The sequence below is a fragment of the Methylobacter sp. sgz302048 genome (genome assembly GCF_052162025.1).
Taxonomy (GTDB): Bacteria; Pseudomonadota; Gammaproteobacteria; order Methylococcales; family Methylomonadaceae; genus Methylobacter.
Window position 1 is genome coordinate 2,070,344 of sequence record NZ_CP197401.1, and the last position, 23,145, is coordinate 2,093,488.

General features: G+C 53.8%; 18 protein-coding genes and 1 pseudogene. 14 read left to right on the plus strand and 5 right to left on the minus strand.

Features of this window, described 5'->3' with window-relative positions; genetic code table 11:
- Positions 1-386: 386 nt before the first annotated feature.
- The 5 genes and pseudogenes from ACTNE6_RS09475 to ACTNE6_RS09495 form a co-directional block, all read right to left on the minus strand.
- Positions 387-1,418 (minus strand): annotated as a pseudogene (locus ACTNE6_RS09475) (IS110 family transposase).
- A gap of 133 nt (positions 1,419-1,551) precedes the next feature.
- Positions 1,552-3,282: a protein kinase domain-containing protein gene (locus ACTNE6_RS09480; RefSeq protein ID WP_442499492.1), complete on the minus strand. Its 1,731-nt coding sequence runs from the start codon at positions 3,280-3,282 to the stop codon at positions 1,552-1,554.
- A 14-nt stretch (positions 3,283-3,296) separates the two neighbouring features.
- Positions 3,297-4,775: a NarK family nitrate/nitrite MFS transporter gene (locus ACTNE6_RS09485; protein ID WP_442499493.1), complete on the minus strand. Its 1,479-nt coding sequence runs from the start codon at positions 4,773-4,775 to the stop codon at positions 3,297-3,299.
- Positions 4,776-4,988: 213 nt separating this feature from the next.
- Positions 4,989-6,350 (minus strand): L,D-transpeptidase family protein, encoded by a 1,362-nt coding sequence (locus ACTNE6_RS09490; RefSeq protein WP_442499494.1) that lies wholly within the window; start codon positions 6,348-6,350, stop codon positions 4,989-4,991.
- A 296-nt stretch (positions 6,351-6,646) separates the two neighbouring features.
- Positions 6,647-7,120 (minus strand): KGG domain-containing protein, encoded by a 474-nt coding sequence (locus ACTNE6_RS09495; protein WP_434485628.1) that lies wholly within the window; start codon positions 7,118-7,120, stop codon positions 6,647-6,649.
- Positions 7,121-7,365: 245 nt separating this feature from the next.
- Between ACTNE6_RS09495 and ACTNE6_RS09500 the strand changes: the two genes are divergently transcribed.
- The 14 genes from ACTNE6_RS09500 to ACTNE6_RS09565 all read left to right on the plus strand — a co-directional run bounded on the left by ACTNE6_RS09500 (position 7,366) and on the right by ACTNE6_RS09565 (position 23,132).
- Positions 7,366-7,755 (plus strand): VOC family protein, encoded by a 390-nt coding sequence (locus tag ACTNE6_RS09500; RefSeq protein ID WP_194971252.1) that lies wholly within the window; start codon positions 7,366-7,368, stop codon positions 7,753-7,755.
- Between the two features lie 161 nt (positions 7,756-7,916).
- A complete protein-coding gene (locus ACTNE6_RS09505) occupies positions 7,917-9,659 on the plus strand; it encodes a P-loop domain-containing protein (protein WP_442499495.1) in 1,743 nt (580 codons plus the stop codon).
- Between the two features lie 245 nt (positions 9,660-9,904).
- The gene (locus tag ACTNE6_RS09510; protein WP_442499496.1) at positions 9,905-10,585 is read left to right on the plus strand and encodes a nucleotidyltransferase family protein; all 681 of its coding nucleotides are present in this window, start codon (positions 9,905-9,907) and stop codon (positions 10,583-10,585) included.
- A gap of 9 nt (positions 10,586-10,594) precedes the next feature.
- Positions 10,595-11,392, plus strand: coding sequence for an XdhC family protein (locus ACTNE6_RS09515; protein WP_442499497.1), 798 nt, complete (start codon positions 10,595-10,597; stop codon positions 11,390-11,392).
- Between the two features lie 135 nt (positions 11,393-11,527).
- Positions 11,528-11,995 carry a (2Fe-2S)-binding protein gene (locus ACTNE6_RS09520; protein WP_442499498.1) on the plus strand — a complete coding sequence of 156 codons (468 nt, stop codon included), beginning with the start codon at positions 11,528-11,530 and terminating at the stop codon, positions 11,993-11,995.
- The gene (locus ACTNE6_RS09525; RefSeq protein WP_442499499.1) at positions 11,992-14,346 is read left to right on the plus strand and encodes a molybdopterin cofactor-binding domain-containing protein; all 2,355 of its coding nucleotides are present in this window, start codon (positions 11,992-11,994) and stop codon (positions 14,344-14,346) included. The genes ACTNE6_RS09520 and ACTNE6_RS09525 overlap by 4 nt, the downstream gene beginning before the upstream one ends.
- Before the next feature lie 462 nt (positions 14,347-14,808).
- Positions 14,809-15,174: a helix-turn-helix domain-containing protein gene (locus ACTNE6_RS09530; RefSeq protein WP_442496983.1), complete on the plus strand. Its 366-nt coding sequence runs from the start codon at positions 14,809-14,811 to the stop codon at positions 15,172-15,174.
- Positions 15,113-15,757: an IS630 family transposase gene (locus ACTNE6_RS09535; RefSeq protein ID WP_442496982.1), complete on the plus strand. Its 645-nt coding sequence runs from the start codon at positions 15,113-15,115 to the stop codon at positions 15,755-15,757. Before ACTNE6_RS09530 ends, ACTNE6_RS09535 begins: the two co-directional genes overlap by 62 nt.
- Before the next feature lie 90 nt (positions 15,758-15,847).
- A complete protein-coding gene (locus tag ACTNE6_RS09540; protein WP_268120897.1) occupies positions 15,848-16,291 on the plus strand; it encodes a helix-turn-helix domain-containing protein in 444 nt (147 codons plus the stop codon).
- Positions 16,288-16,983, plus strand: coding sequence for an IS630 family transposase (locus ACTNE6_RS09545; RefSeq protein WP_442496985.1), 696 nt, complete (start codon positions 16,288-16,290; stop codon positions 16,981-16,983). Before ACTNE6_RS09540 ends, ACTNE6_RS09545 begins: the two co-directional genes overlap by 4 nt.
- A 44-nt stretch (positions 16,984-17,027) precedes the next feature.
- Positions 17,028-19,241, plus strand: a complete 2,214-nt coding sequence (locus ACTNE6_RS09550) for a S8 family peptidase (RefSeq protein WP_442499500.1) — start codon at positions 17,028-17,030, stop codon at positions 19,239-19,241.
- Between the two features lie 21 nt (positions 19,242-19,262).
- Positions 19,263-19,889 carry a hypothetical protein gene (locus ACTNE6_RS09555; protein ID WP_442499501.1) on the plus strand — a complete coding sequence of 209 codons (627 nt, stop codon included), beginning with the start codon at positions 19,263-19,265 and terminating at the stop codon, positions 19,887-19,889.
- 184 nt (positions 19,890-20,073) lie between these two features.
- Positions 20,074-20,664 carry a hypothetical protein gene (locus ACTNE6_RS09560; protein WP_442499502.1) on the plus strand — a complete coding sequence of 197 codons (591 nt, stop codon included), beginning with the start codon at positions 20,074-20,076 and terminating at the stop codon, positions 20,662-20,664.
- 761 nt (positions 20,665-21,425) lie between these two features.
- Complete coding sequence (locus ACTNE6_RS09565; protein WP_442499503.1) at positions 21,426-23,132, plus strand: ShlB/FhaC/HecB family hemolysin secretion/activation protein; 1,707 nt, start codon at positions 21,426-21,428, stop codon at positions 23,130-23,132.
- Positions 23,133-23,145 lie beyond the last annotated feature (13 nt).

The window sequence follows — 23,145 nt, forward strand, 5'->3', positions numbered from 1 at the left end:
CGGAACAGGATACTAAGGTTTAACAAAACAATGCGTTAGGAAGGATTCTGGCCATCTGAACAGCGATTCCGGCAGCTTGAACACCGATTCTGGAAATACCCCAAAAAGTGTTCAGCTTGAAACCAGAATCGATGTTCAACTTCGATCAGAATCAGTGTTCAGATTGAATCAGAATAGGTGTTCAGGTTGGGCCAGAATATGCAGATGGATTTCCGCGTGTTTTCATCTCTATCATCCTAACGGCCTTGGAGGCCCATGCGCTGAACGGATTCCTGAAAACACCGGTCCGACCGGTTTGCCATCGTGTTGAAAAATGCTTCACAACTGGAGAAGTGACTATCAAACACCTCTTAAACGGTTAACAACAGTTTGTTGCACACTTAGGCTTAGACGCTGGCCGGCACCGGGGGGCGATAGGCCTCTGTCCGAGCCAGCAGTGCCCAGGCAATCCGGGCATTCTTGTTGGCAACCGCTACGGCGGCAATGTTGACATTGCGCCGTTGCACCAAGTCGTTGATCCAACGGCTGTGTGCGTCATCTTTCTTTGCCGCCGCCTTAACCACCGCCCTGGCTCCGTGGATCAGCAAGGTGCGTAAATAGACATCACCGCGCTTGCTAATGCCTAGCAGCTTCGGTTTGCCACCGCTGGAATCTTGCTTAGGGACCAAACCTAACCAAGCCGGCACTTGCCGCGCCTTATCAAAGGCCTTGCCATCGCCTAGCGCAGCCAATAACGCGGTGGCCGTAATCGGCCCGATACCGGGCACGGCGCCGAGCGTTTGACTGGCTGGGCTAGACCGGTGCAGCATCAGGATTTTCTCACCATAAGCGGCTATTTGCTTATCCAGTTCTCTTAACTGGTATTGCAGGTCAGTAAAAATTTGCCGCGCCGCCATCGTCAAGCCGTTTTTGTCATCTTCCAGGATCTCCGGCAAGCGCGTGCGTACTTGTGCCAGGCCTTGGCCAATGATAATCCCATATTCGCTCAACAGCCCCCGCAAGCGATTGGCTTGTGCCGTGCGTTCCTTGACCAGGCCGTTGCGCACCCGGTGCAACATCTGGATATCTTGCTGCTCAATGCTTTTCAGCGGTACGAAATGCATACTCGGGCGACTTACTGCCTCGCAAATCGCTTCCGCGTCGTTGGCATCGTTCTTATTGCCTTTAACGTACGGTTTGACGAACTGTGGACTGATTAAACGCGCATCATGCCCTAATTTGAGCAATTCACGTCCCCAATAGTAGTGTGCCCCGGCTTAGGCTTCCAAGCCGATCAGGCAAGGTGACAGGTTAGCAAAAAAAGCCAGTACCTGAATCCGCCTGAGCTGTTTGCGTAACACGACTTTTCCATGGGCATCCACGCCATGTACCTGAAAAACGTTCTTTGCAATGTCTAAACCGATTGTCGTAATATTCATGGCGGATTCCTCTTCTTCATTTAAGTGGTTATCTAACTCTTCCACTTTGGCACATCGTGATGCCGCAGGGAAGAGGAGGAGTCCATACCATTATCCTATGGTGACTTTAGACAATCCTTAAAAACCCACACATCTAACCCATCAGTAAATACAGCAAAGCCAGATTGGTAAACAGCAACAGCGCTGACAGGCCTTTCCAGAAACCGGTTGGGTTTCGCTGCATGAGCGGCAGTCGCTCTTCCGGCCTCAGGAATTTCGGATTGGGCAGGGACAGGTCGAACAGGAACTCCGACAGGTCGTCATAGCGCAGTTGCGGGTTGATGGCCGTGGCTTTTTTCAAGGCGCCGTCTATCCAGGCCGGCACCATGATGTTGTGATAAATGCTGGGCACGTATTTCAGTTTTGCCAAGCTCGATTGATTCGGCCGTTCCGGCATGTCCGGGCCGAAGGGCAGGGCGCCGTTCAGCATCTCATAGGCGATGACGCCCAGCGAGTACAGATCGGATTTGATGCTGCCGCGCAGGCCCAAGTGATATTCGGGCGCGGTGTAATTCAAGGTGCCCAGCACCTCGGTATGGTCGATGTGCTCCAGCGGCGTTATTTCCTTGATGCCGGCGATCTTGACGGAGCCGAAGTCGATGATCTTCACGGTGCCGTTTTTAGCGAACATGATGTTTTCGGGTTTTAGATCCTGATGCAGCATTTCCATGCGGTGGAAGGCGCGCAGCCCTTTGGCGATTTGCTCCAGGATTTTGCGCGTCTCCTTGATATCGGCTTTCGGGTTGGCATCCATCCACTGCCTGAGCGTGGGGCCTTCCAGAAATTCGGTGACATAGTAAATGCCGCTTTTTTCGCGGTCGTTGCCGAGGGTTTTCAGGACATGATCATTATGAATCCGTTTCCCCGCCCATTCTTCGTGCAGAAAATGTTCGATGTAGTGCGTATCGTCGTCATACAGAATGGACGGGGTTTTCAGTACGACCTGCGTACCGGTTTTCATATCGAAAGCCCGGTAAATCTGCGTGCGCTTGCTGGCATGCAGTTCCTCTTCAATCCGGTAGCCGTCCAGCACCATGCCGGGCTTCAGCGGCGGCGGGAAAGGCAGGTCGGTATGGCGGCGCAGAATTTCATCCTCTTTCGCCGGCGGCAGTTCCTCGATCCTGACCAGTTGGCAGGTTAAATTGTCGTCGCTTTTATTGTCGGCTGCCATGCGAACGATTTTTTCAGCCGTCAACGTTAAATCGGAGCTTTCCTGCAAAAGCCTTTTCAGGGCCTTTTCATTGATGAAATCATGCACGCCGTCCGTCGTCATCAGGAACAGGTCGCCTTTTTCCAGCGGCAGCGCCTGGTAATCGACTTCCAGCCGGGGTTCTATGCCCATTGCCCGGTTCAGGTAGCTCTTTTCCTGGCTGATCCAGACGCGATGGTCGCGGGTGATCTGTTCGAGATTGCCCTTGCGCAGGCGATAAATTCTGGAATCGCCGATATGAAAAACATGCGTGGTGGTCGATTTGAATACGCAGATGCTGAGCGTGCTGACCAGGCCCCTGGCGGACGCGTAGCGGGCCTGCCCCTGGCTGTACAGCCAGGAATTGGTGGCGGAGAGGATCTTCTGCCCGGCGTGGACCACGGACCAGGAATCGGGCGTGCTGTAATAATCCTCCAGAAAACTGACCACGCAGCAATGGCTGGCCTGCTTGCCGGCATCGCTGCTGCTCATGCCATCGGCAATGGCAACGGCGATGCCTTTGTAGGTCAGCTGGGGCTCTTCAGGCACCAGCGCGCCGAAGAAGTCTTCATTATCGGCCTTGATGCCTTTGTCGCTGGCATGGCCCAGACTGATCCGGAGTTTCGCTGATGGCATAACCGGCGTCCTGCCTAACTGACTTCAATGATGGCCACGGTGCCGTCTTCCTCAACCTCGACCATATGGCCCTGCGGTTCTTCTATGAACTGCACGGCGACCAGGACCAGCAGCGCGCCGCCGGCGATCACCATGAAAAACACGGCGGGCGAGACGAAAGACAGAATGGTCAGGAACAAGACGCCGCCGACATTGCCGTAAGCGCCGACCATGCCGGCGATTTGCCCGGTCAGGCGCCGTTTGATCAGCGGCACCATGCCGAACACGGCCCCTTCGCCGGCCTGCACAAAGAAAGAGCAGGCCATGGTCAGAAGCACGGCCACGGTAATGGACCATTCCGACGTGATTTGCGACATCAAAAGGTAGCCCACCGATAAGCCAGAAATAAAAAGCGTTAATGACAGCTTGCGGCCGAACTTGTCGCTGATCCAGCCGCCGCCGGGGCGGGCGACCAGATTCATGAAGGCAAAGCCCGATGCCAGCAGGCCGGCCTGCACGGATGTTACGCCTTGCGATTCATGGAACGTCTCGAAGAAAAACAGGGGCAGCATGGACACGACGGCCAGTTCGGAACCGAAGGTAATCAGATAAGCCAGGTCAAGAATGGCGACCTGTTTGAATTTGTATTTATGAATCTCTTCAATCGGTTGCTGCAGGTGTCCTTCATTGACATGGATGATTTTGTAGACATTGTAGATGAACAGAAGCCAGATGCCGGCATAACAGCCCAGCGCCGTGGGTTGCGACAACAGGTGCGCGCCGGCCGGCGACAGTTTCCAGGTCAGTAAGGTCAGGGTGGCGTAGAGAGGGATGTTCATGACGATGTAGAAGAATAAATCCCAGATGCTGCTGACTTCCATGGCGCCGGCCTTTTTGGGCTTGAAATAAGTGGAGCCCTTGGGCGTGTCCGAGACCGAGAAAAAATAGACGCCGGCATAAAGCAGCGACACCAGTCCGGTGCTGGCGATCGCATAGCGCCAGCCATCGGGGCCGCCGTAAAGCAGCGCGAGCGCCGGCAACGTCATAGCGGCCGCGGCGGAGCCGAAATTGCCCCAGCCGCCGTATATGCCTTCGGCAATGCCGACCTGCCGGGCCGGAAACCACTCGCCGACCATGCGGATGCCGATGACGAAGCCGGCGCCGATAAAGCCCAACAGGAAGCGCGCCAGCGCCAATTGTTCAAAGCTGGAGGCAAAGGCGAACAGGAAGCAGGGCGCGCTGCCGATCGCCAGCAGCGCCGAGTAAGTGCGCCGGGGGCCGAACTTGTCGACCAGGATACCGATGACGATACGCGCCGGAATAGTCAATGCCACATTCAAAATCAGGATGGTCTTGATATCCGTCTGGCTCATGCGCAGCGATTCGGCAACGGCCAGCATTAATGGCGCGTGGTTAAACCAGACGACAAAGCTGATAAAAAAAGCCAGCCATGACAGGTGCAGGATTTTGATATTGCCCGAGAAAGAAAGCAGATTTAATGTGGGTGAAGACATAATTATTTCCTGTTGAAAATTTTCTCCAGGAAATTGCATGTTGCATGCCAAGAGTGCAAACGGGGGACGGCTCTGGCGTCAAGCCTGATTGGGGAAATAGCGGCCGGCTCAAAAGCGGCGGGTAAGCACCAAAATCAGGCAGTCTGCCTGATTTTGGTGCGGGCATGGCAGGAAATGTCAGGGTACGCAATGCGTATCCTATGTTGCTCGTTGTTAATTGACTTTGCCGGGCTTCAACGGCTTGGCATCCAGCTCGAAATCCATGCGGATGCGCTGTGCAACGGTTTTGACTTCTTTTTTGTTCTTGAACGGGCCGGCGATAACCTGATAAACGCCGTCTTTCTCCATTTTGCGCGCCGGGATCGGTGGTCCCTGATGCGACAGCATTGCGGCCAGTTGTTGGGCTTCGGTTTCGTTATCGAAAGTGGCCGCTAACAGAGCCCAGTCGCTTTCCTTCAATTCTTCGACAACAGGCTGGCCATAGAGCTGTTCGGGGTGATCCAGTTGCACGGCCGCTGTCGTCAGTTCTGCTATATCAGGGCTGCCGGTCAGTATCGGCGTAGGAATGCCGTCTGCGCGTTCAATGATACGGTCGACTTTTTCCCAATCGATGGATATGTTTTGCTCGGTGCTGATCCGTTTCAACTCGCCGACCAATTTCTTTTTCAGCTTGGGTTTTTGCTTGGCCCATTTTTGCAGCGGTTCATGCGCTTCAAGATAAAGCATGTCCTGATCCCATGCCGTTAGATAAGGCTGATGAACAATCTGTACGGGCATCCCAACTTTGGATTTATTGAACAGAACCTCGATATCCTCGGGATAAAGCTGCACGCAGCCATGACTGATCTGCATGCCGATGCCATAGGGTTTATTGGTGCCGTGGATCAAATAGCCTGGAAAGCCGAGCGGCATGGCGTACTTGCCGAGCGGATTATCGGGGCCGGAGCGCACGACTTTCGGCAGCGTATCGCCTTTTTCGGCATGCTCTCGGTGTATCGACTCAGGTACGGTCCAGGTCGGGTTGGCTCTCTTGGCGACGATTTTGGTTGCACCCATCGGCGTATTCCAGCCCTGACGGCCGATACCGACCGGGTAAGTGAATAAGGTGTTCGGCTGTTTTTGAGGGTAGAAGAACAGCCGCATATTGGCCAGATTCAGCACGATGCCTTTATGGGGGGCTTCGGGCAGAATGAAGCGCAAAGGCAGCAGCGCCTGGCTGCCCGGTTGGGGTGTCCAGGGATCAAGCCGGGCGTTGGCTATTGTGATGTCGTTATAACCTAGGCCGTAGTGCCGGGCAATATCGGGCAAGGTATCATTTTCGCGTATATCGACAGTCGCCAGTGAGCCGACTATGTTCTGGCCGTCAGCCAGCTGAAAATTGTGGGATTCAATATTTTCCTGCTTCGGCGATGAGACTGCGGCCGGCGGTGCTTCCGAGGGTCCGAAGGACGGCATGATCTGACAGCCGGCCAGAACACTGCTGAGCAATGTGCAGACTATTAAAAGCGAAGGCCGAAAAGCTGTTGATTTTGAATGGGACATGCTGGTTTTTAATTTTTCTTCTAAGGTAAACATCTATGAAATTCATTCAAGTATAGTTGTAAATACCCGAGGCGAGCTGGAAATATCGCACGTAGGCAAATCAGACGATAGCCTAACGCGTCTTAATTAAGAAGAAGTTAAGTTTGAATTAAGAATAGATTAACGTTTACGTAATCCGACAGCCGAGCTTATGAAGGCCGGCAGGAGGGTGGATTTAATCGTAAATAAGGCGTATGGCAGATTGAGAGGACAATGAAACGCTGATAGGGATGGTTGTGAGCGCCCCTTTAACAGTATGCTGCTGTTAAAGGGGCGCTCCGGTATGAAGATTAATGCTTTTTGCCACCGCCATGGCTGTGTTGACCGCCTTTGCTGGCTATTTCACGTTGTTTTTCTTCATCCATTGAAGCAAAACCGCGGGCTGATTTGCCTTTGCCGCCTTCTTCTTCCTCTTTACCGCCGCGAGCGGCTTTGCCACCTTTGCGTCCGGCTTCCCGGGCTTCCTCGGAAGTAAACTCGTGGGCGGTGCCTTTTTCATGAGCGGCTTTGCCGCCTTTGCGTCCGGCTTCCCGGGCTTCCTCAGGAGTAAACTCGTGGGCCGTGCCTCGCTCATGAGCGACCTGGCCGCCTTTGCGTCCGGCCTCTCTTGCTTCTTCCGGCGTAAATTCATGGGCCGTGCCCTTTGCATGAGCGGCATGGCCGCCTTTGCTTGCAATTTCACGTTGTTTGGCTTCGTCCATTGAAGCAAACCCGCGGGCTGATTTGCCTTGGCCAGAACCCGTACTACCTCTTTGTTGAGTCATGATCGTGTCTCCTCAAACATAAGATTTAAATTAATGGTTAATTCCTCTTGGGATAAAACCAAACACCATCTTCTTTTTCATATAAAAAAAGAATGATTAAAATATACCAACGACATAGTGAAGTTCTGTGCGTTAGCGTACATTCGAGGTCTGCAATGATTAGGCAGAATAAAAGGCGACAGGTTTCGTCAAGCAAGCGATATCGCGCCGTATAAAAAAAATTACTATGCAGAAGAGGGAATAACATGTCTGACAGCATTCAATTACAAATTCATCACGTCAGCATTATTGTGTCCGACACATCGAAAGCGCTGGCGTTCTACAGCGGTATACTGGGCCTGAAGACCTGCGAGCGCCCCAACCTGCCGTTCCCAGGCGCCTGGTTGCAGCTCGGCGAGCATCAGATCCATCTACTCGAAGTACCTAACCCCGACCGGAATGAAAATCGCCCTGAACATGGTGGACTGGATCGCCATACGGCTCTACTGGTTAATGATCTGGACGCCGTTCAGCAGCAACTGGAACAGCAGGATATTTTCTACACATTAAGTAAATCGGGACGCAGGGCCTTGTTCTGCCGCGATCCTGACGGCAATGCCGTGGAATTGATTCAGGACCTGAGCGTCATCAATTGAAAACAAGACGTTTGCCGCGCCGTAGAATGGGCAGCGCGTAACCCTCCCGGAACCGTAATAATCCGGTAAATTTCGAAAGGTATGCTACAGAGCCAGTGCTCTCCGCAGCTTCCTATTATCTTCTAAAGTTGCATAACCGCTATGCATATGAGAGGAATCCCATGAACCGGCTAAATCAGTTAATCTCGGCGCTTGCCGATCGGCCTTTTGATCATATACAGGCCTTAAAAGGCAGCTATGATTTTCCCGGCTTCAATTTCAGGGTGATCAGGGTTCAACACAGTGCCGGCGCCCATCCCGCCTCAATCGCCTCGGTCACCGTATCCCGGCAGGATAGCGTCATTCCAGAAGTTTTTTTACAGGCCGAGGCCGGCAGGCTAGCCGTCGCAGATTTTCTGATTCGCCGCTTTCGACAGGGAATCGATATGTTTGCGCTGCAAAATCGCGGAAAGGAAGGCAGCGGTTCATTCGATACCATCGAGTTAAGCCAGAAAATGCTGGAAAGGGACAGCGTTTTGATCGATCAAGCCGCCATTGAATTGCGCTTCATGATCAGTTGGCCCGCAAAGGGGCAGGGCGGCGGTATTTTTGATGCCGAACAGGCAAGGATCATGATAAATCAGGAACTGCCCGCCATCATCGATGCCACATTTTTTTATCAGCGCTACGACGAACAAACCAGAGCGCAACTGGAACAGTTTGTCGATGTGCTGACAGTGCGTACAAAAATCAGCCGGTTTATGGGCGAGCATCGTCTGGTTGCTTTTATCGCCGACGGCGCCCGGCTGCCGCGCAACAGCGGCATCGACGACAGGCCGGCCGAGAGCGAGGCTGTTATCGCTTTTCAATCGCCTGATTCCCTGCAGGTCAAAATCCCGCTATCGGATGGCCGTTGCCTGACCGGCATGGGCGTCCGGGAAGGCATTACCTGCATTACCGGCGGCGGCTATCACGGCAAATCGACCCTGATGCAGGCTATTCTGGCGGGCGTCTATGCGCATGTGCCGGGCGATGGCCGCGAATTTGTCGTGACGCGTGAAGACGCTTTCTTTATCCGGGCCGAGGAAGGGCGCAGCGTCAGGAACGTGGACATCAGCCTTTTTATAGGCGACTTGCCGAACGGCCTGAAGACTGATCATTTTTCTTCGGACAACGCCAGCGGCAGCACGTCGCAGGCGGCTGCCATTGTCGAGGCTGTCGAAAGCGGGTCGAGATTGTTGTTGTTCGATGAAGATACCTGCGCGACCAATTTTCTGGTGCGCGACGCCTTAATCAGGCAGGTGCTGGATGCTTCGCTGGAACCGATCAGGCCGCTTTATTCCACGGTACGCTCGCTTTGGAACGAACGGCGCGTGTCGATGATTTTCGTGGCAGGCGGACTGGGCTGTTTTCTGCAGAAAGCCGATACCTGCCTGCTTATGGCCCATTACCATTGCCAGGATATCACTGCCAGCGTGCGCGACAGGCTGGGTGAAATTGCCAATGAAAATGAAACGATTAAAGACTTCTCATCAGCACGCCGGTTGGCCGCCGATAATTTTGATCCGGCGTATGAAAACAAACGCCTGAAAAAAACGATCGCCAAACGCATCAAACCGCTGCGCAGTGCGCTGAGACAACTGGAGTACGGCATGGATCTGGTCAATCTGGAGGCTGTCGTACAGATCGCTGAAGCGCCGCAGGTGTTGGCTCTGGGCTATTGTCTGCTGGCGTTGCGTAATAAGATCAGTCAGTCGGCCGATCAGCCCGAAACCATACAATTCTGGATAGACCGGCTTTACAGCGACATCGCCGAACAGGGTTTGCAGGTGCTGGCGCCCGATTACCCTGGCACGCTCTCCCTGCCGCGCAAATACGAGTTGGCTGCCGCCGTCAACCGGATCAGGTCGTTGCGAATTGTCTAGGATTCGGTTAAAAGTAACTTTCCAGTTTGTCGCTGAAATCAGCGCTTATGTCGGGGCGAATTCATTTATGCCCTTCGGGTACTTGTGCCCCTCGGGTATTCGCCCTGGGCGACTGAAGTCGCCCCCACATGGCTCGTCACAATTCAGGGAAGTTATTTCTCGCCTTATCCTTAGCCTATCGCTGTCAGGACACGCCAGGTATTGGCGGCACCTGGCTGGAGAATATTGCTAATAAGACGAAGGGAATGTTAGTCTTGCCGGAATTGATTTACCTGAACGGTCAACACGATGAATATACGCGCGCCGATCTTGCGAAGCCAGCATTCAAAATTATCTTTAAATTGATGAGCCCGATTATCGGCATACTGTTGGCCGCCGGAGCCAGCCGGCGCTTCGGCGCTGACAAACTGATCCATATTTTGCCCGACGGCGATCAGGTAGCAGTGTGTGCCTGCCGCAATTTACTGGCCGGCACGGATGGCGTGCTGGCGGTGGTTCGCCCCGGCAGCGAGGAACTGGCTGCCCGGTTGCAGGCCGAAGGGGCGGAAGTTCGAATCTGCGCCGATGCCGGGCAAGGCATGGGCGCGAGCCTTGCCTTCGGGATTTGCGCCCGGCCTGAAGCCGCCGGCTGGCTGGTCGCTTTGGCCGACATGCCCTGGATAATGCCTGCGACCATTCGTAGGGTAGCGGATGAGCTTCGTTTGGGTGCACTTATCGCCGCGCCATGCTGGCAAGGCCAGCGCGGGCATCCTGTCGGCTTTTCGTACGTTTTAGGTCCGGATCTGACCGCGCTGAGTGGCGATGCCGGCGCGAAATCGGTGATTCAGGCCCATCTTGAGCAGCTTCGCCTTGTCGATTGTGATGATCCCGGTGTGCTTCGGGACATTGACAAACCGCAAGATTTGGAAATACTGACAAAAATTTAAAAAACCATCGTGACTCGGGACATTCTCAATCTCCAGCTGGAACTGCGCGAAGCGCGTCATCCCTACGCCCTGGCGACGGTGGTCGAAATACTGGGTTCGTCTTCGGCCAAGCCTGCCGCCAAGGCGCTGATCGACCTTTCGGGCAAGATTGTTGCCGGTTGGGTCGGCGGTGGCTGTGCGCAGGTCATAGTGTCCAGGGCGGCGCTTGAGTGTCTTGATACAGGAGAGCCCTGCGTGATCGAAATCGACCTGAACGATGAAGTTTTCGGTGCAGGAATGCCTTGTGGCGGCAGCATGCGGGTATACGTCGAACCGGTATTGCCCAAGCCGCTGCTCTGGCTGATGGGTCATGGGCGCATTGTGGAAAGCCTCTGCGAATTCGCTCACCGGGTAGGATTTGAAGCGGTTGTCAATGATCCGCAGGCCACCGAGGACCGCTTTCCCACCGCTTTCCGCGTGATCAGCGACGACAGCCGATACCAGCAATTGCAGCCGCAAACGGGCGATTTTGTGGTTATCGCCACTCATCATAAGGGCGACTATGAATCGCTGACCCGCGCTCTGCAATCCGAAGCCCTGTATATCGCGCTGGTCTCCAGTCGCAAGCGGGCGAAACTGGTGCTGGAGCGACTGCGGCAGGAAGGTTTTCCCGAAACCAGCCTTGCCAGAGTGCGAGCGCCTGCCGGCCTGGATTTGGGGGCGAGATTGCCGGAGGAGATTGCCTTGTCCATCGTCAGTGAAATGGTACGGGTGAGGCGGAGAGGAAACGGCGAACCATTGAGCAAAATTTCGCCGGCGACGGACTAAAGGAAACAGATACTGCTCTGCCGCATCGGCGTACGACTTTTACGGCCCCAAAATGTCCATGTAGAATTCTGGCCAATGCCCCACGGATGTTTATGCGGGCGTCTTTATTTTTAACGACTCGAGGAGAAATGCCTTATGATCACGCTCGATATCAACGGCAAGCCCCATCAGATTGATTTGCCCGAAGATACCCCCCTTCTTTGGGCCTTGCGCGACTATCTAGGTCTGACCGGAACCAAGTACGGCTGCGGCATGGCTTTATGCGGCGCCTGCACGGTGCACCTCGACGGAAAGTCTGTGCGCGCCTGCGTAACGCCTGTCTCGGCCGCCACGGGCAAAAAAGTTGTCACCATCGAAGCGATCGATCAGGATGCAATGGGAAAGAAAGTTCAGGAAGCTTGGTTAACGCTGGGCGTACCGCAATGCGGTTATTGCCAGCCTGGTCAGATCATGACGGCCACAGCCCTGCTCAAGCAAAAACCCAAACCAACCGATGCCGATATCGATGCCGCCATGAGCGGCAATCTCTGCCGTTGCGGCACTTACACACGCATACGCGCCGCCATCAAGCAAGCTGCCGGAACAACGGAGGTCAAGCCATGAAAACCCCACTGGATCGCTCCGAATTGAACATTGATCGGCTGGATAGCGATGACCTGCATATCGTCAATATCAGTCGACGCGCGTTTCTCAAGGATCTGGCGCTGACCGGATTCGTACTGGCCGCTGGGTTTCCTTCGCTGATAGAGGCGGAGGAAACCGCTCCACATACAGACGAGGCGAAGTATGGCGCCGACGCTATGCCGCACGGCTGGGTGGACAATCCCTTGGTGTTCGTCGCGATAGCGGATGACGGCACAGTCACCATCGTTTGCCACCGTTCGGAAATGGGGCAAGGTATACGTACCAGCCTGCCCATGGTCGTGGCCGACGAACTCGAAGCCGACTGGAACCGTGTACGCATCGAACAGGCGCCCGGCGACGAAAAACGCTACGGCAATCAGGATACCGACGGCTCCCGCAGCATGCGCCATTTCTTCCTGCCCATGCGTCGGGTCGGCGCGGCTGCCCGCGCCATGCTTGAAGCGGCGGCGGCCGCACAATGGCAAGTGCCTATCCAGGAGGTTCGTGCCGAACAGCATCAGGTCCGCCATGCTGCGACCGGCAGAACACTCGGCTACGGTCAACTGGCCCAGGCTGCAGCAAAACTGCCGGTCCCTTCCCGCGAAAGCCTGCGCTTAAAAAAACCGGCGGAGTTCCGTTACATCAGCAAGGGCCAGGTCGGAATCTACGATGGGCAGGATATGGTCAAAGGCAGAGGCGTGTACGGTATCGATGTTCGACTCAAGGACATGCTGTATGCTGTAGTAGCACGGCCTCCCGCGTTTGGCGGCAAAGTCCTGCATTATGACGCCAAAGACGCCCTGAAGGTGCCGGGCGTAGTACGCGTGCTCGGACTCAAAGGTAGTCCTCCGCCTGCCGAATATAACCCGCTCGGCGGCATCGCCGTGATCGCCCGCAATACCTGGGCGGCGATTCAGGGGCGCAAGGCGCTCAAGATTGAATGGGACAAAGGGCCTAATGGCAGCTATGACTCGGCAGCTTACAAGGCTGAGCTCGAGGCCGCCGCGCGCAAACCGGGCAAGGTAATGCGCAACGACGGCAATATCGATGCCGCTATGGAGGGCGCGGCCAGACGGATTGATGCCGAGTATTATATTCCGCATCTTGCCCAGGCGCCGATGGAGCCGCCGGCGGCGACCGCCCGCATCGTCGACGGCCAGTGTGAAATCTGGACCTGCACGCAGGCGCCGCAAGTGGCCCGCGACCGTGTGGCCAAATGGCTCAAGCTGCCGGCAGATAAAGTCACGGTACACGTCACCTTGCTGGGCGGCGGATTCGGACGCAAATCCAAACCCGACTATGTCATTGAAGCGGCGCTCTTGTCGCAGGCCATGAACGGCCAGCCTGTCAAACTGACCTGGACGCGCGAGGATGATCTGCATCATGCCTACTTCCACACCGTTTCACTCGAGCGGCTGGAGGCGGGGCTGGATGACCAGGGTAAGCCCGTGGCCTGGCTGCACAGAACAGTCGCTCCTTCGATTTCCTCTATTTTCGCTCACGGCAGCAAGCACGAGATGACGGCTGAACTTGGCATGGGCGTCATCAATGTGCCTTTTGCAATACCCAATGTGCGGATCGAAAACCCGGAGGCCGAGGCGCATACACGTATCGGCTGGTTTCGGTCGGTGTCTAATATCCCTCATGCTTTTGCTGTTCAATCCTTCGTTGCCGAACTGGCTGCGGCGACAGAACGCGATCCCAAGGATTTTCTGCTGGACCTGATCGGGCCGCCGCGCCGCATCGATCCGCGTACGCTTGAAGATACCTGGAATCATGGCGAATCACCCCAATTGTATCCGGTAGACACCGGGCGACTGCGCCGCGTGACCGAAACCGTTGCGCGTGAGGCCGGCTGGGGACGCTCGCTGCCTCGGGGGCGGGGACTGGGCATCGCGGCCCATTACAGTTTCGTCACTTACGTCGCGGCCGTGGCGGAGGTGGCTGTCGGCGAAGACGGCAGACTGAGCATACCCAGAATCGATGTGGCGGTGGATTGCGGTCCTCAGGTCAATCCGGAAAGAATCCGTTCGCAGATCGAGGGCGCCTGCATCATGGGCGTCAGCCTGGCCACTCTGGGTGAAATCAGCTTCAAGGATGGCGCCGTGATGCAGGATAACTTCGATACGTATCAGCTCACCCGGATGGATGACGCGCCCCGAGAAATTCGGGTCCACATGCTGCCGGCAACTGACTTCGACACGCCGCTGGGCGGAGTGGGCGAACCGGGCGTACCGCCTATTGCGCCGGCATTGTGCAACGCGATTTTTGCCGCCACTGGCCAGCGCATCCGGCAACTGCCAATCGGGGATCAACTGCTTAAAGACTGAACAGGGATGGGCATGAAATACTTCCTCAAGCAGGCGGAGGATTTTTCGGTGCAGGTGCGGATTGATTCGCGCAGTGTGAATGAATTTGCACCTATAATTTTCTGATTTATTCCTTGCTCACTGCTACTTCGCGTCGCACAGCAATTTGCCACCCTTCTGCTGCGTCGGCTTTACTGCGCCGTTAACTGCAAGCAAAGCGGGCATGCCTCGCCCTTAACACACTGAGTCAGCATCATGGTTAACCAGACAGAGCAAAACCATGTTTAAAGGCAGGAAATTCTATTTGAGCTGAGGTACAATTTGCTCGGGCAAGCTCTTGCTCAAACTATGCAGTATTTGCCCGTATATGAGATCTCCTGTCTAGTATGGAATTAGAGTAATGATGGACTAGAGCATTTATCTGTTACCTAAGATCAAGCCGTATTGCTAAAATGGGGCTTCATTGAATGAGAATGACCGAAGATGCCCAAACCTTACTCAGAAGACTTGCGCTTGCGTGTCGCGAAGGCTGTTGACAGCGGCAAAACGACACGCGAAGTCAGCGCGCACTATCAAGTCAGCCCCTCCTTTGTCTCCAGAGTGCATCAACTCTGGAAAAACACCGGCGGCGTTCAGAGCAAGCCGATCGGTGGTTACAGACGGGCCCTGTTGGAACCCTATGCAGCCGCCATCAAGGAACAGTTGGCGAACAGCCCATCGATGACCTTGAAGGAACTGCAGGATTGGCTGGAAACTGAACAAGCCCTGAGTGTATCGATTTCGGCCATTGATAAGTTTATCCGGCACAAACTGGGCTATCGCTATAAAAAAAACGGTCGTTGCCAGTGAACAGCAGCGCGAGGATGTCGCCAGGGCTCGCGAGCAATGGCAAGCCTGGCAGCAAACCTGCGATCTGTCGAAGTTGGTGTTTCTGGACGAAACAGGGCTATCTACCAACATGATCCGTCGTTATGGACGGGCCTTGGGTGGTGCTCGCTGCCGGGATGCTGCCCCAGCTGGTCACTGGCAAACGCTGACTTTTATTGCCGGCTTGCGTGCCGACAAACTCACGGCACCCTGGTGTGTGGATCAAGCCATGACGGGCGAAGCCTTCAAGGAATACCTGCGTTCGCAGCTGGCGCCAACTTTGAAACCCGGTGATATTGTTATTTGTGACAACCTGCCTGCGCATAAGGTGGCGGAAGTCCGGGATATTGTTGAAGCACACGGGGCGACGATCAAATACCTGCCGCCTTACAGCCCTGATCTGAATCCGATCGAGCAGGTTTTCGCCAAGCTGAAGGCGCTTTTGCGCAAGGCAGCGGCACGAACTTATGACAATCTCTGGCGCACTGTCGGCCAATTAATGGAGCGGTTTCATCCCGACGAATGCCTGAACTTCTTCAGGCATTCAGGCTATGTTTCTGACTAAAAAATAAATGCTCTAGTGCACTGCCAACGCTAAGAATATGGGCTACCTAAAACTGTCTAATAGGCTTTTTTCCCAAACCGGAGACGAGACATGCCCAAGAAATACATTGTCCGCCTGAGCGATACGGAACGTCATCATCTTCAAGAGGTGATCAAAAAACTTCAAGGCAGCTCACAAAAAGTCCGGCGTGCGCAGATTCTGTTCAAGGCCGATGCGAATGGCCCGGGTTGGACAGACCAGCGGATTGCGGAGGCCTACGCATGCCGGATCAACACGGTCGAAAAGATCCGCCAGCGCTTTGTCGAAGAGGGCTTTGAACGGGCGTTGGAAGGCCGAAAACGCGAGTATCCGCCGACCCCGAGGTTATTGGACGGGGCACAGGAAGCGCGCATTATCGCCACGCGCTTGGGATCGCCGCCGGCAGGCTATGCGCGCTGGAGCCTGCGGCTGTTGGCCGGGCGCGTCGTGGAACTGGGGATTGTAGACGCCATCAGCCATGAGACCGTCCGCAAGCTGATTAAAAAAACGGCATGACGCAGCGGGCGATTGCCTATTGGGTGATTCCGCCCGAGCAGGACGCCGAATTTGTGGCTGCAATGGAAGAGGTGCTGGACGTGTATGCGCGACCGTATGAGGCCGCGCATCCGGTCCTTTGCATGGACGAACAACCGATACAGTTGATCAAAGAGACCCGTACGCCACGACCGGGGACGCTGACGCAGCCGCCACGGGTCGATTACGAATACGAGCGTGCCGGCACCGCCAGCTTGTTCCTGTTTACCGAGCCGTTAGTCGGATGGCGCGAGGTGACGGCCCGCCCTCAGCGCACCAAAGCAGATTGGGCCAAAGAAGTGGCCCGCTTGCTGGAAGGGCGTTATGCCCAGTGTCCCGTGGTGACGCTGGTGAGCGACAATCTCAACACCCATACCAAAGGAGCCTTTTATGAGGTCTTCGAACCCGAACGTGCCCGCAACCTCGTACGGCGGATCAAGTTTTGCCAGACGCCCAAGCATGGCAGTTGGTTGAATATCGCTGAAAATGAGTTGAGTACCCTGACCCGACAGTGCCTGGCGCATCGAAGGTTCGGTGACATGGAAACCTTACGGACTGAAATTAGCGCCTGGTCGAGCTCTGTTAATAGCAAACAACGCGGTGTCGATTGGCAGATGAAAGTGGACGATGCACGAACGAAACTGAAATCCATTTACCCTAAAATTAAGCTGTGACAATGCACTAGTAGGGAATAACAATAACTTATGGAAGAACAATAATGACAAAGCTTGAATCAACAGTAACAACCATCCCTTTGCGCAGCACAACGGAATGCTCTTGCTTATCATCCGGATGGGTTTCCAGCGGTCGTGCCATGCTGGCACTGCCAGCCTTGCTTGCTACATCCATTGCCTTCGGCGCCCAATCCGATCCTGGCGATTATGAAAAATTACTCAATGAGGCCAATTCAAAAGGCGTGGCTAGTGTTTTGGTGACGCTGGACGATACGGTGACACTGGAAGAAATGGGAAGCAACCTTGACTCCGTAAAAGCTGAAATGGAGTCAAAAGCGGGAGTTCTGCTGGCTGAGTTGGGCGAGTATGCGTTAACGGAAGGATATTGGAGCAACGGTATCGGCCAGATCGGGCTGTATGTGAATGCGAAGGGGCTTCAGGTTCTGGCCAATAGCGCCAGCGCAGTATCCTTCTCGTCCGATGATACGCGTACATATCGCATCCGGGCATATGACGACGACGGCAGCCTCGACGCCATCGAATCCATCATCAATGAAAAAGGCTTTGCCAACGTCGAAGTGTTTCTGAACGTTGATGAAGGCGATTACGACATAGACAGGAAAGGTAAAACTGTATTCAAGCCATCATCGGCGCTGTTGGATCAGATCACGAGTCGCCTGAATAATATTAAAACACATAAGTTCGCTAAGTCCTTCAAAAATTTTGATGCCGCTCCGTCTCTGGCGGCTGTACCCAGCCCAAGTTTTCGGGTAAGAATTGACAGGAATGCGTTCTACGGCTTGCGTGAGAGCGACGACGTGAGAGCCATCCGGCCGGTAGGCTTTGTTGATCCCCGTCAGTCTCAATGGCCGGCTGACGTGCTGGAAACGGCACAGGCTGATGGATCGGCAGAGGTAATCATCACACTACGCGGCGGCTCGGTTTTTTCCACGAAGGCCGGTTCCATGTCGGCCAAAGCATTAAAGGCTCAAGCCCGCGCCAATCAGCGCGCCTTTGACGATATCCTCGTTAATGCGGATACAACATCAACATCGGAGGTTTTGGCAAGTTATGCCGACATCGGGGCCATTCATGCGCGCCTTCCGTACGACTCTCTAAAACGGCTATACAAAAAAGCCGACTCGAGAATCCTCAGCATTGAATTGAACCGGCCTGTCGCCGAGGCGACGCTGACCAACAGCACAGGGCTGATGAATATGCAATCGGCATGGAACGCCGGTTATCGTGCTGCCGGCCAAAGTATCATTATTGTCGATTCCGGCATACGAAAAGATCACGAACTCTTCAAGATGAATGGTGCGACCAAGGTCACCTATGAAGCCTGTTTCGGCACTGATGCTGGGGGTTATAGTTCGATCTGTCCTAGCAAAGACATTAAAGGTGATAGCCCTCTGGGTCTATCCGGTTCCGGAGAGCCGAATAGTGATTTGACAGGTTGCTCGACCTTTGTTACGAAAGCTTCCGCAGGTTATCATGACTGCTCACACGGCACACATGTTGCAGGCATCGTTGCCGGCCGCAAAAGCCCCTCTGTTTCGCCGTCAAACCTTCAAGGCGTTGCGCCCGATGCCGGGCTGATTTCGGCGCAAGTGTACTCGTATGACAAGAAGAACTACAAGGTAAACGCATTTAATGCGGATATTCTTGCTGTCCTCGACGCCGTATTGTCAGCCACGACAGCCAGCACGAATAACCCTTATGTGGTCAACTTAAGCATGGCCGGCAATCAAATTTACTCTGGAGATTGTGGTTCCCTTACGGATACGCAAAAAACTTATGAGAGCATTAAGAATGCTATCAAGAGTCTGACTGACCGTGGAGTTCCAATCGTAACTCCTACTGGCAACTACAAGAGCCATACTGGGGTTAGCTGGCCGGCCTGTGTTCCTTATACTATCAAGGTAAGTTCTGTTGCCAGCGATGCGGATGGTAAAGACCTGTCTGAGTTTGCAAACATCGGTAATCCGGCCAGCTTCACTGGGCCAATTCTGCTGGCTCCGGGAGGCGGTTGGAAGACATCGATCAAATCCGCGGACCGTGCCTCGACAACGGCTACTAAGCAGATAGCAGGCACGTCGCAGGCAGCTCCGCATGTATCGGGTGTGTATGCTGCCATCAAGGCTGCCGTTCCCGGCATCAGCGTTGCTGATGCCACGGACTGGATCGTGAATACGGGCAGCATTCCCGTCACTGTCGACACCAAAACTTACCGGCGGATTCGCATCCCCAATTTTTAATAGTATCCGGAGACTTAAACAATGAAATTCTTTAACCGACACTGGATGTTGTTCGGCGTGTCAACGACTTGCTTGCTGAGCGCCGCCATTTCACAGGCTGAGCCCAAATACACTACGGTGTTCTCAGAACCGGTGGAATATTGCTTCGAGCAAACCTCCCTGCGAGGCGGGCTCGACAGAACCATTCTGGAGCACCATTTGATCGTACCGCCGGAAGACCATTTCAAACTAGGAGATGTGTTTGTCGGTTTTCGCCGTAAAAGCGAGCCTGACAAATTATGGCTATATGGTATTTTTGGGAATTGGATCGATTCCAACGATACTCAATACATATACTCCAGGTCCGTTTATTCTATGCAAAAGCTGGAACCAGTGATAGATGCGTCAATTTTTCTGGATCCGACCGATGTTACCGAGTTCGTAGGGGATGGAGAGATATGGGTAGGTTATGGCTTGAGGAAAGGCAAGACATCAACCGAAGAGGATTCGTTTCAGGAGATGATGGACAATCAGCGCTATTACCGGCTCTGGCAGATAGGCGGTTCTATTGAGAAGAATTCAACTGTCTGCCTGACCGCCACACAGATGGAGGAGGATACAGGCACTGGAAATACTGGACAGGCAATCGTCCCGATAACATCCCTATGACAGCCCCGTAAAAGCAGTGAGCCGGGCATGTTGCAGCCATAAAGGCCGGCCTTTGTGGCATTATCATTGCAGGCGTGCTGCGGCCTGAATCGTCATGGCGGGCAGTATTTCCATCATCGTTTGTGCCCGAATTTATTGGTGGACTCGTATCCCCAATTTTTAAAATTATCTGGAGATTTAAAAAATGAAACTTTCCATCCGACACTGGATGTTGTCCAGCATATCTGCGGCTTGTCTGCTGAATGCCGCCCTATCACAGGCTGAGACAGTCAATACCACGGTATTCTCTGAGCCTGGGCAATTTTGTTTTGGCCAAACAAGGCTGCGAGGCGTGCCCGACAAAACCATCCTGGATCACTATTTGATCATACCGAAGGAATACCACTTTAAAATCGGGGATGTGTTCATCGGCTTTCGCCGCAAAAGCGAGCCTGATGCATTATGGTTGACCGACGGCTCTGAATGGCGTGCTTATGATGATAGCGAGCATCCCTATATGGCTTATAAAAGGCCAGCAAAACTGGACCCGGTGATAAAGGCGAAAATTTTCATGCAACAGATGGATGTGACCGAGTTTGAAGGGGATGGGGAGATATGGGTAGGTTATGGTTTGAGAAAGGATGAATCAGCAACGGAAGAAGATTCGTTTCAGGACATGATGGACAACCAGCGCTATTACCGGCTCTGGCAAATAGGCATCGGTTTTGAGGAAAAGTTTTCAACTATCTGTCTGACCGCCACAAAGATGACGGAGCGTAAAGTAACGGCTCAGTAATCGCGCAGCAGGTTGGGAATACGCCATCTCTACGTCACGCCCTAGGTAAAAGCGGCTAATCGGCCGGGTGGCTGAGCGGAGCCGGATTGAGGATCATGTGGTCGGGAAATCGGACTGGATTATCCGAATCGGCACCGAAAGGCATATCCCTTCGGGCAGTAGAAAAGCAATATTATTTCTCTTGGCCTGTTATTAACGCTCAATTAGGTGTTTAAGAACAACGGGGAATTTCATTTAAGTTGCGGTACAATCTGCTTTGGGTAAACTCTTACTCTGCCCTTATAGGAGCAAGCCTGTTCTGTATGAGGTATTTGGGGTTAGCCCGCTACAATAGTGATAATTTAGCGATAGCCAAAAAAGTGCCTTGTATTTGTGTTGCTTGATATGTCCGGGGGCGTCAAAAAGCAACGGTAAAATAACTCTTTAAATTTCCCATACCATTGACGAATGAAGCTTGGGCGATTTACATTATAAACGTTGTGGAAATGGCTGATGAAAAGAGCTCGGCTACTGAGCCTGGGGAAAGGTTCAGCGCGCTTAACTTTGCAGGGGCATAACGCGGATTTATAAAGACCCGAAGCTCAATTGATTTTCCGCCATCGTGACGTGAAAAGTCTCAGAACTATGTGACGATTGCGGGATTTCCTGGCGATGCTGAATAGATAACTGCCGATCACGAGGGAGTCTGATTCAGGAAGGCCATACAATACAAAAAATAAAAAACAAAAATTAAAGACAAAATTATATAAATAAGGGACGCAGTGAAAAATATAGGCATTTTAGCCATGCGGGGAAGTATTGTCTGCGCAATGCAGCTCACCATTTCCTCCAACGCCATGGCACAAGGAGAGCAAATTCCAGGCTCCATTCAACCCGGCCAGATCGAGAAACAACTCAAGGTAGCGCCTATTCCAAAGGCCGAGCCGCCTGCCATACAGATTATCCCGGAGCAACCGATTCCAGCACCGGAAGAAGGCGCAGTTTCTTTTGAGCTTAAGGAAATTGTTTTTTCAGGCGCCACGGTCTATCCCGAAGCCGACTTGAAAGCGTTTTTTGCGGATCTGGTGGGCAAAACGGTGACGCTCAAGCAGCTACGAGCCGCTGCCAACAACGCCGCCACTCAATATCGGAATGACGGCTATGTGCTGGCCCAGGTGCTCATTCCTAAGCAAACACTGAAAGACGGGCTGGTGCGCCTGGATGTCGTTGAGGGCAGTATCGGTGAAGTCAGGTTCCAGGGAGATACCTCTGACGATAGAATTGGATTGCTTCAGGATTATGTCGAGAAAATCCGTGCAACAAAGCCGGTCAGGATTGATGTGCTTGAACGCTATCTTCTGCTGATCAACGATCTTCCCGGCATTACCGCGCATGGTTCGCTCTCGCCTTCGGCCCAGCAGCCCGGGGCGGCCGACCTGGTGATCGAAATCGCTCAGCAAAACTTCGGCGGTTCAGTCGGCTTCAACAACCGACTGACCGAATTGTTGGGCACCTATCGGGGCGAGGTGTACGGCGAGGCAAACAATATCTTAGGTCTACAGGAAAAATCCTACGCACGGGTCTTGCAATCGTTCGAAGACAAAATGACCGTATTGTCGGTAGGTGAGGATTTGCCGTTGTCCAGTGAAGGAACCCGGCTATCTCTGATGTTCAACGAGGTCTGGTCTAACTCCTCCCTGTTCGATATCTCTAATGATTTAAAATCAAATCTGGTTTCCTTCAACCTGGGGGTATCGCATCCGCTGATCCGGAGTCGTAACACGAACTTGAGCGTACGCGGCACTTACTCGATGGTCGATTCACGCTCAAAGAGCGACTTCTTCAACGAAACCATCACCAGTGATCGTATCCGCTCCTTCCGGGTGGGCTTAACCTATGACCTGGCCGACAGCTGGCGCGGTATCAACATAGCTGATCTGGAACTGAGCCAGGGCATCGACGCGCTCGGCGCACGCAATCCTTCCGACGCGTCCCGGGAAGCCGGCACATCGCAGCTTTCGGCGGCACAAGGGCAGGTGGACTACACCAAAACCAACCTGTATCTGGCCCGCCTTCAAGCCCTGGCGCCCAACTGGTCCTTTCTGGCCGCGTTTCAGGGTCAATATACGGAAGATGTTCTGCTGGCGCCTGAGCAGTTTTCTCTAGGCGGCGAGCAGTTCCTACGTGCCTATGACCCATCGGAGTTCATCGGCGACAAAGGTTTTGCGACCAAGGCAGAGCTGCGTTACACCTTCAATCCCTTTGATGCAGCCAGCGCAACCCTCTATGGCTTCTTCGACTACGGCGAAGTCCATTACAACTACGACAGGCCTGGCGTTTCCGTCGAAGCGGCCGGTGTCGGCATGAGGCTGTCGGTGACACGTTATTTCTCCGGTTATATCGAAGGGGCAAAGCCCATGCATCCCGATCAATCGACTGAGCAGAACAAAGACATGCGCTTGTTCGGCGGCTTTAAATTGACCTTTTGAAACACCAGGATAC

Excerpts from the sequence above, each read along its gene's own strand:
- ACTNE6_RS09480 (WP_442499492.1), bottom strand. The coding sequence starts at position 3,282 with ATGCCATCAGCGAAACTCCGGATCAGTCTGGGCCATGCCAGCGACAAA.
- ACTNE6_RS09485 (WP_442499493.1), bottom strand. The coding sequence starts at position 4,775 with ATGTCTTCACCCACATTAAATCTGCTTTCTTTCTCGGGCAATATCAAA.
- ACTNE6_RS09490 (WP_442499494.1), bottom strand. The coding sequence starts at position 6,350 with ATGTTTACCTTAGAAGAAAAATTAAAAACCAGCATGTCCCATTCAAAA.
- ACTNE6_RS09495 (WP_434485628.1), bottom strand. The coding sequence starts at position 7,120 with ATGACTCAACAAAGAGGTAGTACGGGTTCTGGCCAAGGCAAATCAGCC.
- ACTNE6_RS09500 (WP_194971252.1), top strand. The coding sequence starts at position 7,366 with ATGTCTGACAGCATTCAATTACAAATTCATCACGTCAGCATTATTGTG.
- ACTNE6_RS09505 (WP_442499495.1), top strand. The coding sequence starts at position 7,917 with ATGAACCGGCTAAATCAGTTAATCTCGGCGCTTGCCGATCGGCCTTTT.
- ACTNE6_RS09510 (WP_442499496.1), top strand. The coding sequence starts at position 9,905 with ATGTTAGTCTTGCCGGAATTGATTTACCTGAACGGTCAACACGATGAA.
- ACTNE6_RS09520 (WP_442499498.1), top strand. The coding sequence starts at position 11,528 with ATGATCACGCTCGATATCAACGGCAAGCCCCATCAGATTGATTTGCCC.
- ACTNE6_RS09525 (WP_442499499.1), top strand. The coding sequence starts at position 11,992 with ATGAAAACCCCACTGGATCGCTCCGAATTGAACATTGATCGGCTGGAT.
- ACTNE6_RS09530 (WP_442496983.1), top strand. The coding sequence starts at position 14,809 with ATGCCCAAACCTTACTCAGAAGACTTGCGCTTGCGTGTCGCGAAGGCT.
- ACTNE6_RS09540 (WP_268120897.1), top strand. The coding sequence starts at position 15,848 with ATGCCCAAGAAATACATTGTCCGCCTGAGCGATACGGAACGTCATCAT.
- ACTNE6_RS09545 (WP_442496985.1), top strand. The coding sequence starts at position 16,288 with ATGACGCAGCGGGCGATTGCCTATTGGGTGATTCCGCCCGAGCAGGAC.
- ACTNE6_RS09550 (WP_442499500.1), top strand. The coding sequence starts at position 17,028 with ATGACAAAGCTTGAATCAACAGTAACAACCATCCCTTTGCGCAGCACA.
- ACTNE6_RS09555 (WP_442499501.1), top strand. The coding sequence starts at position 19,263 with ATGAAATTCTTTAACCGACACTGGATGTTGTTCGGCGTGTCAACGACT.
- ACTNE6_RS09560 (WP_442499502.1), top strand. The coding sequence starts at position 20,074 with ATGAAACTTTCCATCCGACACTGGATGTTGTCCAGCATATCTGCGGCT.